At 67.7% G+C, this 12,460-nt stretch carries 14 protein-coding genes; 4 read left to right on the top strand and 10 right to left on the bottom strand.

What is annotated here, in order from left to right; genetic code table 11:
- Nucleotides 1-12: 12 nt before the first annotated feature.
- From rplQ to NN2_RS10220, 8 genes are all read right to left on the bottom strand, one after another.
- Nucleotides 13-546 (bottom strand): 50S ribosomal protein L17, encoded by a 534-nt coding sequence (gene rplQ / locus NN2_RS10255; RefSeq protein WP_063012559.1) that lies wholly within the window; start codon nt 544-546, stop codon nt 13-15.
- Between the two features lie 49 nt (nt 547-595).
- Complete coding sequence (locus NN2_RS10250; protein ID WP_030513445.1) at nt 596-1,654, bottom strand: DNA-directed RNA polymerase subunit alpha; 1,059 nt, start codon at nt 1,652-1,654, stop codon at nt 596-598.
- A gap of 98 nt (nt 1,655-1,752) precedes the next feature.
- Nucleotides 1,753-2,358, bottom strand: a complete 606-nt coding sequence (rpsD, locus tag NN2_RS10245) for a 30S ribosomal protein S4 (protein ID WP_030513444.1) — start codon at nt 2,356-2,358, stop codon at nt 1,753-1,755.
- 21 nt (nt 2,359-2,379) lie between these two features.
- Nucleotides 2,380-2,793, bottom strand: coding sequence for a 30S ribosomal protein S11 (gene rpsK, locus NN2_RS10240; protein ID WP_025347281.1), 414 nt, complete (start codon nt 2,791-2,793; stop codon nt 2,380-2,382).
- Between the two features lie 9 nt (nt 2,794-2,802).
- A complete protein-coding gene (gene rpsM, locus NN2_RS10235) occupies nt 2,803-3,174 on the bottom strand; it encodes a 30S ribosomal protein S13 (RefSeq protein WP_030513443.1) in 372 nt (123 codons plus the stop codon).
- Between the two features lie 223 nt (nt 3,175-3,397).
- Entirely contained in the window at nt 3,398-3,511 is a 114-nt protein-coding gene (gene rpmJ, locus NN2_RS10230) for a 50S ribosomal protein L36 (protein WP_025347279.1), read from the bottom strand.
- 157 nt (nt 3,512-3,668) lie between these two features.
- Nucleotides 3,669-3,890 (bottom strand): translation initiation factor IF-1, encoded by a 222-nt coding sequence (infA, locus tag NN2_RS10225; RefSeq protein ID WP_003886926.1) that lies wholly within the window; start codon nt 3,888-3,890, stop codon nt 3,669-3,671.
- Nucleotides 3,891-4,137: 247 nt separating this feature from the next.
- Nucleotides 4,138-5,424, bottom strand: a complete 1,287-nt coding sequence (locus NN2_RS10220) for an MFS transporter (RefSeq protein ID WP_063012557.1) — start codon at nt 5,422-5,424, stop codon at nt 4,138-4,140.
- A gap of 264 nt (nt 5,425-5,688) precedes the next feature.
- Here NN2_RS10220 and NN2_RS39070 point away from each other — a divergent pair, with 264 nt between their 5' ends.
- Nucleotides 5,689-8,745 (top strand): MinD/ParA family ATP-binding protein, encoded by a 3,057-nt coding sequence (locus NN2_RS39070; RefSeq protein ID WP_369689955.1) that lies wholly within the window; start codon nt 5,689-5,691, stop codon nt 8,743-8,745.
- On the opposite strand, the gene NN2_RS10210 is transcribed toward NN2_RS39070, so the two are convergent.
- On the bottom strand, nt 8,739-9,731 hold the full coding sequence (locus NN2_RS10210) for a GlxA family transcriptional regulator (RefSeq protein ID WP_063012555.1): 993 nt from the start codon (nt 9,729-9,731) through the stop codon (nt 8,739-8,741). The two genes, NN2_RS39070 and NN2_RS10210, sit on opposite strands and share 7 nt — an antisense overlap.
- A 109-nt stretch (nt 9,732-9,840) precedes the next feature.
- On the opposite strand from NN2_RS10210, the gene NN2_RS10205 reads away from it, so the two are divergent.
- Nucleotides 9,841-10,359: a hypothetical protein gene (locus NN2_RS10205; protein WP_146098675.1), complete on the top strand. Its 519-nt coding sequence runs from the start codon at nt 9,841-9,843 to the stop codon at nt 10,357-10,359.
- A 6-nt stretch (nt 10,360-10,365) separates the two neighbouring features.
- Here the strand turns inward: NN2_RS10205 and NN2_RS10200 are convergent, their stop codons facing one another.
- A complete protein-coding gene (locus tag NN2_RS10200) occupies nt 10,366-10,887 on the bottom strand; it encodes a DUF4254 domain-containing protein (protein ID WP_227462744.1) in 522 nt (173 codons plus the stop codon).
- A 151-nt stretch (nt 10,888-11,038) separates the two neighbouring features.
- Here NN2_RS10200 and NN2_RS10195 point away from each other — a divergent pair, with 151 nt between their 5' ends.
- Entirely contained in the window at nt 11,039-11,878 is an 840-nt protein-coding gene (locus NN2_RS10195; RefSeq protein ID WP_063012551.1) for a GntR family transcriptional regulator, read from the top strand.
- Entirely contained in the window at nt 11,875-12,459 is a 585-nt protein-coding gene (locus NN2_RS10190; RefSeq protein ID WP_063012549.1) for a GNAT family N-acetyltransferase, read from the top strand. Before NN2_RS10195 ends, NN2_RS10190 begins: the two co-directional genes overlap by 4 nt.
- Nucleotide 12,460 lies beyond the last annotated feature (1 nt).

Here is a 12,460-nt window from a genome sequence, read left to right as displayed (position 1 = left end):
GCGGGGACCAACTCATTCCGCCTTGTCCTCGGCGGGAGCCTCGGTGGACTCCGCCTCGGCAGCCTCGTCGGCCTTCGCCTCCGCAGCCTCGTCGGCCTTCGCCTCGGTGGCCTCTTCGACCTCGGCAGCCTCGGTCTTGGCCTGCTGGGCGGCGACCCGGCGAGCGCGATCGGCCTCGTTGGTCACGGTCTTCTCCCGGACCAGCTCGATGATCGCCATCGGCGCGTTGTCACCCTTGCGGGGCACGGTCTTGATGATCCGGGTGTAGCCACCCTCGCGACCCTCGAACGACGGTCCGATGTTCGCGAAGAGTTCGTGCACCACGTCCTTGTTGCGGATCACCTTGAGCACCTCGCGGCGGTCGGCCAGCGAACCGGCCTTGGCCTTGGTGACCAGCTTCTCGGCGTAGGGGCGCAGCGCCTTGGCCTTGGCCTCGGTGGTCGTGATCCGACCGTGCTCGAAGAGCGCCGTGGCCAGATTGGCGAAGATCGCCTTCTGGTGCGACGCCGACCCGCCGAAGCGAGCACCCTTCTTGGGCTTGGGCATTGGTTGTTCTCCTTAGGAAAGGCCGAACGGGGCTGCCACCCCGGAAGGCCTAGAGCTGTTCGGTCTCGGCGTAGTCCTGCTCGCCGTTGTCTGCATCGCCGAAGGAGCCGCTGTCACTCCAGGTTCCGGTGGCGGCGTCGTAGCCGACGACGCTCGACGGATCGAAGGAGGCCGGGCTGTCCTTCAACGACAGGCCGAGCGAATGCAGCTTGACCTTGACCTCGTCGATGGACTTCTGGCCGAAGTTGCGGATGTCCAGCAGATCCGATTCGGTCCGCGCAACCAGCTCGCCGACGGTGTGCACACCCTCGCGCTTGAGGCAGTTGTACGAGCGCACGGTGAGGTCCAGGTCCTCGATCGGCAGCGCGAACGAGGCGATGTGGTCCGCCTCGGCCGGGCTGGGCCCGATCTCGATACCCTCGGCCTCCACGTTCAGCTCGCGCGCCAGGCCGAACAGCTCGACCAGGGTCTTACCGGCCGACGCCAGCGCATCCCGCGGGGAGATCGAGTTCTTGGTCTCGACGTCCAGGATGAGCCGGTCGAAGTCGGTGCGCTGCTCGACACGGGTGGCCTCGACCTTGTAGGTCACCTTCAGCACCGGCGAGTAGATCGAATCCACCGGGATCCGGCCGATTTCCGCACCCGAGGCCTTGTTCTGCACGGCCGGGACGTAACCGCGACCGCGCTCGACGACGAGCTCGATCTCCAGCTTGCCCTTGTCGTTCAGGGTGGCGATGTGCATATCCGGGTTGTGCACGGTCACACCGGCCGGGGGAACGATGTCACCGGCGGTGACGGTGCCCGGGCCCTGCTTGCGCACGTACATGGTGACCGGCTCGTCCTCTTCGGACGACACGACCAGGCCCTTGAGGTTCAGGATGATGTCGGTGACGTCTTCCTTCACACCCGGGACGGTGGTGAACTCGTGCAGCACGCCGTCGATGCGGATGCTGGTCACCGCGGCCCCCGGAATCGAGGACAGCAGGGTACGGCGCAGCGAATTGCCGAGGGTGTAACCGAAGCCCGGCTCGAGGGGTTCGATGGTGAACTTCGAGCGGTTCTCGGCCAGTACCTCTTCGGCCAGTGTGGGTCGCTGTGAAATCAGCATGAGGATCTCCTCCTTCAGGGGCGCCCGCTATTTGACGCCCACGAACTGGGGTGTGGATGAGCACGGAAAGTGCTCACCCACCAGCAGCACGAACGGCTTTACTTCGAGTAGTACTCGACGATGAGCTGTTCGTTCAGCGGCACATCGATCTGCGCGCGTTCCGGGAGCTGGTGGACCAGGATCCGCAGCCGGTTCGGAACCACCTGCAGCCAGCCCGGGATCGGGCGATCGCCCTGGGTCTCACGGGCGACCTGGAACGGCAGCGTCGGCAGCGACTTCTCCTTGACATCGATGATGTCGTACTGGGAGACCTGGAAGCTGGGGACGTCGACCTTGCGGTTGTTCACCAGAAAGTGGCCGTGCGAGACCAGCTGACGGGCCTGGCGGCGGGTCCGGGCCAGACCGGCGCGGTACACGACGTTGTCCAGACGCGACTCCAGCAGCTGCAGCATGTTGTCGCCGGTCTTACCCTTGCGACGGTTCGCCTCTTCGTAGTAGCGGCGGAACTGCTTCTCCATGACGCCGTAGGTGAAGCGGGCCTTCTGCTTCTCCTGCAGCTGGAGCAGGTACTCGCTCTCCTTGATCCGCGCGCGGCCGTGCTGGCCGGGCGGGTAGGGACGACGCTCGAACGCCTGGTCGCCTCCGACGAGGTCGACACGCAGACGACGCGACTTGCGGGTGATGGGGCCTGTATAACGAGCCATTTTTCGCTAAATCCTTTCCCGCTAGACGCGACGCCGCTTGGGCGGACGGCAGCCGTTGTGCGGCTGCGGGGTGACGTCGGAGATCGTGCCCACCTCGAGGCCGGCGGCCTGCAGCGAGCGGATCGCGGTCTCACGGCCCGAACCCGGACCCTTGACGAACACGTCGACCTTCTTGACGCCGTTCTCCTGCGCCTTGCGCGCGGCGTTCTCGGCGGCGAGCTGCGCGGCGAACGGGGTCGACTTACGCGAACCCTTGAAGCCGACGTGACCCGACGACGCCCACGAGATCACGTTGCCCTCGGGGTCGGTGATCGAGACGATCGTGTTGTTGAACGTGGACTTGATGTGCGCGTGGCCGTGCGGAACGTTCTTCTTGTCCCGGCGACGCGCCTTCTGGGACTTCTTGGGGCCGGAGGCCCGACTCTTCGGAGGCATCGGTTATCCCTACTTCTTCTTGCCGGCGACGGTCTTCTTCGGACCCTTGCGCGTGCGCGCATTGGTCTTGGTCCGCTGTCCGCGCACCGGCAGGTGGCGGCGGTGGCGGATGCCCTGGTAGCAGCCGATCTCGATCTTGCGGCGGATGTCGGCCTGCACCTCACGGCGCAGGTCACCTTCGACCTTGAACTCCGACGCCTCGATGTAATCGCGCAACCGGGTGACGTCGTCGTCGCTGAGATCCTTCGACCGCAGGTCGGGGCTGACGCCGGTGGCGTCCAGGATCTCCTTGGCGCGGGTACGACCGATGCCGAAAATGTAGGTCAGCGCGATCTCCATGCGCTTCTCGCGCGGGAGATCGACGCCCATCAGACGTGCCATGTGGCAGCTTCCTTAACTGTTGCGGAGGTCTGCTCCCTGTCCGTCCCCTCGAATGGGGCCCCGGCCTCCGTTCCGGGGGTAGGTCGTCCGTCCGCTCTCCGCTCGTTTCCGAGGCGGCGAGCTCGCCGACGGCGACTGGCGCTGGGAGGTCTTCTTTTCTGTGCCAATCCGAACTGCGTTCGGTGCTTGGCTGGTGAACCCCTGCGTCGGGGCACAGTCCAGGTCAGCCCTGACGCTGCTTGTGACGCAGGTTGTCGCAGATCACCATGACCCGGCCGTTACGGCGGATCACCTTGCACTTCTCGCAGATCTTCTTGACGCTCGGCTGAACCTTCACGTCCGTCCAATCTGGTTGTGGTCCACACCGGGTGTGGACACAGCTTTTCCCCAGCCGTGTGACTGGGGAAATCTTGGGTGCGGATTCCGGGGTGAATCCACCCCTGAACCTCGCGAGTCCGACGTCCGGACTCTCCCGGGAATCGCTTCCCGGAAACTCACTTGTAGCGGTAGACGATGCGACCGCGGGACAGGTCGTAAGGAGAAAGCTCCACGACCACGCGGTCCTCGGGCAGGATGCGGATGTAGTGCTGACGCATCTTGCCGCTGATGTGCGCGAGAACCTTGTGACCGTTCTCCAGCTCGATGCGGAACATCGCATTCGGCAGTGGCTCGATAACTCGACCCTCGACCTCGATGGCCCCGTCTTTCTTCGCCATATCCTCCGCGATCCCGCTTACGCTGAAACCCTGTGTGGTCTCAACTCTTCGGCTAGCTTGTCACTGCAGTTACCGGTGCACTCCAGTCGACCCGGTGCCATACTCTTCGTAGTCTCATGCGGACATGCGTTCGCATGAGCACAGACGTCGGGCAGGTGCACCGCCGACCAAGCTTACCCGTGCGCTCGCGATCCGGCCAAATGCGGTCCCCTCGCGGCGGTCCTGCGCACCGTTCGCGCCGCTTCGGTCAGTGGTCGGCGAGCGGGCCGCGCCCGGTCAGCGGGCCCCACGCCCCGATCAATCCGAGCATCAGCACCAGCGCGACCGTGATCACCGTGAACACCGCGCCGGGCCCGTGGTTGTCCAGCAGCGGGAGCAGCACGAACGGCTGCACGGCGGTGCTCAGTTTCGACAGGGAATAGGCCGTACCCGAGGCGGTGCCGCGCACGGACGTGGGGAACGATTCCGGCAGATACGTGTGCAAGGCGTTGGAGAAGATGTTGCTGGCCAGGGTGAACAGGCCGCCCGACAGCAGAATCAGCGACACGCTCGTCGCGAAGCCGAAGATCAGCCCGAACACCGCCATCAGCGCGGCCGACGCCAGCACCAGATATTTGCGCTCGGTGCGCTCGATCAGCGGAATCGACAGCAGCGAACCCAGCGGATAGCCCAGATAGGTAATGGTCAGATAGCCCAGCGAGTTCACCACCGTGAACCCCTTGTGCTGTAAGACCAGCACCGCCAGCGTGCCGAAACCGTAGTAGCCGAAGACCTGCAGGATCATCACCGCGGAGAACAGCAGGGTGCGGCCGCGATTGGCACCGCGCAGAATATCGGCGAACGGCACCTTCGCCCGTCCGTTCGCAGCGGCGGTGTCGCTCGTGACCTTGTCGTGCCGGGCCTGCCAGCGCGGGGACTCGGGCATGTGCCGACGGGCGACGAACACCAGGGCGGCGCCGAGTCCGCCGAAGACGAACAGCCAGCGCCAGCCGTCGGTGCCGAACGGTTCCAGCGGAACCAGCCACCGAGCCAGGAATCCGACGGTCGGGACGGCGCAGAATCCGATGGTGTAGGCGATGGCGATCATCCGCCCGCGGACCTGCGGCGGCATCGTCTCCGACAGATAGGTGTCGGAGACGGTCATCTCCGCACCGATACCGAGGCCCGCGAGGACCCGCGTCGCCATCAGGAACCAGACGTTGGGGCTGAACGCGCCGAGCAGCGTGAATCCCGCGTACACCCCGATATTGATCATGAACATCCGGCGGCGGCCGAAGAGGTCCGAGAGCCGTCCGATGAGCAGCGCGCCGAGGAACTGGCCGACGAAGGCCGAGGCGAGAATGCCGCTCAGCTGATAGGTCGACAACGCGAGCTGCTGCTTCAGCACGCCGGTGATGGTGCCGGCGAGGAACAGTTCGTAGAGATCGAAGAACAGGCCCAGGCCGACCAGAGCGACAAGTTTGCGGTGGACCGGCCGGACGGGAAGTTCGTCCAACCGGGCCGCGCGAGGATCATCGCCCGCGGTGATTGCCATTTCGATACGCTCCCGACCTCGCAAATAAGGGGCAACCGAACCACGCGGCGCGTCGGCCGACCGGCTTGTCGGCTGTGGGTAGGACGCCCGTCACGGCCGATAGCCCTCGCGTAAACTACCGGCTGTCCAGGAAATCGGTCCAGCAGATCCCAGGGGGACACCCGTGAGCGTGCGCAGCGAGCGAATTACGGACGCAGCGCCCTCGAACCCGATCGGCACGATCCTCGGCGAGGCCCCGACCACGAACCGCGGTGAGGTACTGCCGTGAGTCGCAACAACAACGATCTGCCCATGCTGCCCCCGTGGCTGTCGGAGAGCGACGTCACGCAAACGGGATACGAAGCGCCGGTCGAGAACCTCCCACACGAGGAGTACATCCCGGAGGACAGCGGTCCGCGACGGTTGTTCTCCCGCAAATCCGACGACCGGGCGGAGTCCGACAAGAAGGAGTCCGACCGGAAGTGGCGGAAATCCCGCCGCAAGGACAAGGCCGACGCCGAGCCTGCCGCCGGTGAGACGTCACCCTCGTGGGGGCCGCCGGGAACCGCCGGGCCGCACGGCGATGCGCAGCCGGGGCCGGAATCGTTGCGCGGCAACGGTGTTCAGGGCTCCGAGCCGATGCCGTGGCAGCAGCCGTCCGAGGGCTACGGTTCGGACGCCCAGGGTGTGATCCCGGCCGACTTCCGTGCGCAGCAACAGAATCAGTTCGCGCAGCCGCCGGCTCAACAGGGGCAGGCGTGGAATTCGTCGCCATCCGCAGCGTCCTCGGGCCACGACTTCGGCCGCCCGCCCGCTACCGCACAGCCGATTCCCGCTCCGGCGCCGCAGCAATCGCAGCCGACCACGCCGGGCCCGGACCAGGCGTCCGGCCCGCTGTCCTCCGCGCCGCTGTCCGGCGAGTTTCCGGCGGCACCGCCGCAGACTCCGGCCCGGCCGCCGATTCCGCCCGCACCGCAACATCTGTCGAACATTCCCCTTCCGGCCGCCGAAGGCTCGGATGCGGAGCTGACCGTGCGGGTGACCCGGCGGCCCGACCTGCCGCCCCCGCCCCAGCAGTCGGCCCCGACTCCGCCGCCGCTGCCCGAGTGGCCGGACCCGACTGCCCCCGCCCGTTCCGGACCGCCGCCGCGGCTGGGCGTGCCGGAAGGGTACGAGGACGCGCCGTCGGTCTCGAACAACGCCGCCGCACAGCAGTTTTCACTGCCCGACACTCCCGTCGCACCGACAACAACCGCGCCCGGCCTGCCGCAGCAGGAGGCGGATGCCCGCCCCGCCTCGGCCGAGATGCCGCCGACCGGAACCACTCCTCCCGTTCCGACGCACGGATCGACGGCAGGTCCGTTCGGTTCGGGTCCGGACGCGAGTGAACGGGCCGAGAACGTGGGCGGCGGGGCTTCCGGCGTCACCGAGGAGGCACCCGCCTGGCTCGGCCGCGTGCCGGAACAGTCGGCCGCGCAGGCCGATTCCGCGCCCGCGCGCGACGCCGCCGAGGCCTCGGTCGCGCCGATCTCGGATTCTGGTGCGCCCGGCGAGACCGCCGTATCGAATACGCCTCACGCGGACCTCCCCGCGGCAGCGGATGTGACGGGGAACGGTGGCGCCGGCACGTGGGATGCCTTCGCAATCGGCACTGCCGCAGTTCCGCACGGTGGCGCAGCTTCCGGACCGCGGGCTCTCCACCCGCCGACGGTGGGAACCCATGCGCCGGAGAGTGATTCGGGTGCGTCGTCGGTCGTCGGCGGTGTCGGCTTCTACGGCTCCGGAGATGCCGGCGCCGGTTCGGCAGATCAGCAGTGGAGCGGCCGCCATCGGCTCGACTCCGACCGGGTGCCGGCTCAGGAACCTGTCGTGCGCCCCGGACCGGATGCCGGTGCCGCCTGGAACGGACCGGATGCGCCGGCACCGCGGCCCGACACGCATCAGCAGCTGCCCGAAGGCACCGGTCCGCAGTACGGCGCGGCGCCGCAGACGACGCAGTACCAGCAGCCACCTGCTCCGGACTTCGCAACGCACACACCGCATTCCGGCCCGATGCCGCAGGCGCCGAATTCCGAATCGACGATGGTCGTCGGCCCGCAGGGGGTTTCGCAGCCTCCGATCCCACAGCCGGCCCCGGACGCCCAGTGGCACAGCGCGCCGCAACCGCCGCCGCAGGTGCCGGGCCCGGCGACCGGTCCCGAACAGCAGTGGGCCGCACGGCAGGCGGATCAGTATTCCCAGCCGCAGCAGTACGCGCAGCCGAATCCGTACATGCCGGGGCAGCAGGCCCATTCACCCGAGCAGTATCAGCAGGCCCCCAACCCGCAGGCCCACCAGCCGCAGCCGCAGCATCAGCAGTACCAGCAGGGTCAGCAGGGTCAGCCGCCGCAGCAGTACCCACCCAACGGCGTGACGCCCTCGCTGGAGGATGTGCCGATGCGCCGGGCGAAGAAGGCCCCCGGTTCGGGGTGGCGGCGCGCGGTGCACCACATGTCGGGCGGTGCCATCAATCCGGGTATGTCCGCGGAGGAGCGGCGCCTGCAGGAACTGGTGGCTCGCATCCGGCAGCCGGTGCGGGGCGACTACCGGATCGCCACCCTGTCGTTGAAGGGCGGCGTCGGCAAGACGACCACCACCATGGGCATCGGCTCGATCTTTGCCTCCATCCGCGGCGACCGCGTGATCGCCGTCGACGCCAATCCGGACTTCGGCACTCTCTCGCAGCGGGTGCCGCTGCAGACCCGGTCCACGGTGCGAGATCTGTTGCTGGATCAGCAGATTCGCAGTTACGGCGACGTCCGGCGGCACACCTCGCAGGCCACCAGCCGGTTGGAGGTGCTGGCCAGTGAGCGTGATCCGGCGGCGTCGGAATCGTTCAGCGAGGACGAGTACCGCCAGGTGCTGCGCGTCCTGCAGCGGTTCTACAACATCATCCTGACCGACTGCGGTACCGGACTGATGCATTCGGCCATGGCGGGTGTGCTGGATCTGGCGCATTCGCTGGTGCTGATCTCGTCGTCGGCGATCGACGGCGCCCGTAGTGCGGCGGCGACGCTGGACTGGCTCTCCCTGCACGGGCACGATCACCTGGTCCGCAATGCCGTGGTGGTGATCAATCTGCCGCGCGAGGGGTCGCCGAATGTGGCGATTCAGCATCTGCGCGAATACTTCCTGGCCCGCTGCCGCGCCGTGCACGTCATCCCCTACGACCCGCATCTGGCCGAGGGCGCCGAGATCGATCTGGCTCGGCTGCACAAGAACACCAAGCGGGTGCTGGTCGAACTGGCCGCGACGGTGGCCGACGATTTCGCCACCGACCATCGGCGGTTCGGCGGTTACTGAGTGCCGCGGTCCTGCCAGGTGAGCGGGGTCGCCCGGACTTCGGCGATACTGCGTCCGCGGCGGCGCCGGAACAGGCTGCGCAGAGTGCCCGCGTTGAGGTAGCCGACCCGGGCGGCCACCGTCTCCACGGTGGCGTTGGTGGTGCGCAGCAGCCGGGTGGCGCGCTCGAGGCGGATCTCGTTCACGAAATCCCGTGGTGACATCCCGATTTCGGCCTGGGTCGCGCGCTGCAGGCTGCGCACGGTGACGCCGAGTTCGCGGGCGGCGTCGGTGATCCGGAACTGCTCGGCGATATGGCCGCGCACCCAGCGTTCGAACGCCGCCACCAGCGAGTTCCCGCGCGCGATCACCTGCGGGACGATGTAGTCGCGTTGCTCGCCTCCGCTGCCGGCCAACAGCATCCGGGCCGCGCGTTCGGCTTGGGCGGGACTGCGACCGGCCACCGTGGCCAATGCGAGGTCGAGGTGCGCCAGGGCCGCCGCGGCCGTCGCGATATGACCGGAACGGCACAGGATGCGTCCCTCGTCCAGGTCGACGTTCGGATAGCGGCGGCGGAAGGCCGGGCCGAGCCACCAGCTCGTCGTCGCGGGCAGCCCGTCGAGCACCCCGGCCTCGGCGAGGAAGAAGGTTCCGGTGCACGCGGCGGCCAGCCCGGTCCCCGCCAGGTGCGCCTGCGAAATGCGTTCCAGTACCGGCCTGTTGGCGGGCGCGGCGATGAGGTCGACCACCGCGTCGGCATCCATGGCCAGCACGGCGGGCACGATGATCGGGCCGATGTCGGCGGGTACCTCGGCCAACGGTGTGGTGGGAATCAGATGGCCGTGGCCCGAGCGGACGCTGCCGCCGAGCGCGACGGTGTGCACCCGCCACGGCTCGGGTTCCAGCTCCGGATCGTCGACGAGCGAGTTCGCCGTGTTGAAGACCTCCAGGACGGCGGCGAGACCGAGGTCTCCGACGCCGTCCACGACGAAAATCGCGACATCCATGTCGCAAACAGTACTGAATGCGTCGGATACGACACTGCTATTGCGCGTATCCACCGCTTAGGGTTTCCGGTATGACGGTGTGGGCGAACAGAGGTGCACGATGCGCATCGTGAGCAGTGCGTGTCACCTCTTCGAATACGAGGTCACCGCGGCGGGGCCGTGCGCGGTCGCGCTGGATCCGGCGGCCGTGCGCGCCCGGAAGATGTTCGTGGACTGCCTGGTCCTGCAGATCGCGGTCGAGCCGGGCGATGCCGCGGTGCTTCCGGCGGCGGTCGAGGTCGTGAAAACCATTGCGCTACACAACGACGCCGGCTACATCGTCGTCGAGAGCGTGGCGCCGTGGGCACGAAACGATCGACGCGCCGGCGGTGGAGCACCCGACGACGTACTCACCGGCCTGGCGGATGCGCTGGACGTCGTGTCCGAGCTCACCGAGCGCCTGGAGGAACGCGGCGAACCGGTCCACCTGATGCCGTTCGGCTGGAACACGATTCGCTTCACCGAACTGGCCGGTGGGTCACGACCACGGCGGGTGACCCGATTGAATCCGGCACCGCTGCCGGCGGATCGGTCACGCCTCAGCCGCGCACCGCGGATGGCGGGCTCGTGCCGATCGCTGAGCTACTAGACCGGCTCACCAGCTCGGCAGGCGACGCCGTCCGGCGAGGACCTCACGCACCAGATCGTCGTAACCATCGGCCAATTCGGCCAGGTGATGCCAGGCACTGTGCAGCACATCGTCGTTCGCGTCGAGGGTCATCAGCGCGTGGTGCGCGCGGACCGACGCTTCGGCCAGCCGGTCGATGACGGCGCCGATCGTTTCGGTGTGCAAGGTGGCGCCGGAGCCCTGCTGCGGCACGGCGCGGACGATCCAATCGTCGATCGCCATCACCAATTCCATTCGCCGTCTGCCGATTTCGATCATCAGGGCGGAGTCCGGATCCGGTGTGGAACCGCCGCGGCCGAGCTGGCGTTCGAACAGCACCGCCAGGTCGCGCGCGAACCACAGGATCGGGCCGCCGATCACGCGGTGCCCCCGGCACGCACGCAACAACAGATCCGAACTCGGCAGAACTTCGGTCGTCAGGAACTCGACGGCCGTCGGTGTGTGTGGTGTGTCGGGCAATGCCACGACCACCATCGGGGACGTCTCCAAACCAGCCACGTTGCCTCGCCGTCGTCGCCGTACAACCAATGGTCAGGACGTTCATTACAATAAACCTCTGAATGTGTGTGTCAAGGGTCACACTGCCCCGTCAACCAGCAGAGTAGACTTTCCTTCCTTGAAGGTACAACCGAGGAGCGAGATGGCCGCCGGTCCGAGGTACCAGCGCATCGCCGACGTCCTACGGGAGGCGATTCGCGACGGCACGTACAAACCTGGTGATCGCCTGCCCAGCCACAACGAGCTGGCCGATCAGATGCATGTCTCGATCACCACCGCGCGCAACGCGATTCAGGTGCTCGTCGCCGAAAACCTGCTGTTCACAGCGACTTCCCGGGGCACGATCGTGCGCAGCCAGGAGGTCCTGGAATCCGTGGTGACCAGCCACATTCGGCGCGACCGCCCCAAGTCGGCACACGACATCTTCTCCGAGACCGCCCGCGCTGCCGGGCGGGAACCGGCCAAACAGTTCAGCGCCCGGATGGAACCGGCCGGTACGGACGTCGCGCATTGGCTCGGCGTACCGAAGGACTCCTGGGTCGTCGCCCGCACCGTGGTGCAGTACCTCGACAACGAACCGTGGTCGTGGGAGGTCAGCTACTACCCGCGTGACCTCGCCGAACTCACCGGAATCGATTCCCCGCACGACATTCCGGAGGGCACCACGCGGCGGCTGGCCGCACGCGGATATCCCGAAACGGCCCATCGGGATACGGTCGTGGCGCGCCCCGCGAGTGCCGACGAGGCCGCCGTCCTGGGTGTCGGAGCCGGCACCATGCTGCTCGACCATCTGCGCATCGGCGCCGGCAGCACCCGCATCATGCGGGTCACCCGCCAGCGGTCGCTGGCCGCACGCAACCGGCTGGCCTACGAACTCGGTGACGACGAGGGCACCGCCCTCATCCGCAAGACCCTGGGGGCGCCGCCTCCTCCGGGCAACTCCCATTCCTTCGGTAACTCGCTGGTTCCCGGCTCACCATGACGATCCGCATCCGCCGGGCCCGCTCGGCCGACCTCGGCAGCATCTGCCGACTACGGCTCCAACGGACGGCCTGGCTTGCGGCACGCGGGTCGGACCAGTGGACCCGGCAGGGCCGGGGGCTGCCGATCGAACGGTTTGCCCACGCGGTCGGCCGGTCGGTCTCGGCCGGGGAGACCTGGGTGGCGGAGGTGAACGGCGAATTCGCGGGAACCGTCACCGTGAACGATCGCGCCGACCCCGGTTTGTGGTCACCGCGGGAGATCGCCGACGCGGTGATCGTGCACTACATGATCGTCGATCTGCGCTTCGCCGGCTGCGGTGTCGGCCGCGCGCTGCTCGCCCATGCCGCCGCGGTGGCCGTTGCGCGGCAACGCAATTGGGTGCGATTGGACGCCTGGACCAGGAATACCGACCTGCACCGGTACTACCGCGCGGCCGGATTCCGGCTGGCCCGCATCGCCAACCCGGGGGTCACCGGACCGTCGGCCGCGCTGTTCGAACGGCGCACCGACAGCTGGGACTTACCGGAACCGATAGTGCGGCGGCACCTGCACGCCGACCGGGGCGATCCGGTGCCCTGAC

This window comes from Nocardia nova NBRC 15556, assembly GCF_001613005.1.
Lineage (GTDB): Bacteria > Actinomycetota > Actinomycetes > Mycobacteriales > Mycobacteriaceae > Nocardia > Nocardia nova.
The sequence above is the reverse complement of the archived record's forward strand: the minus strand, read 5'-3'. Positions and strand labels throughout refer to the sequence as shown.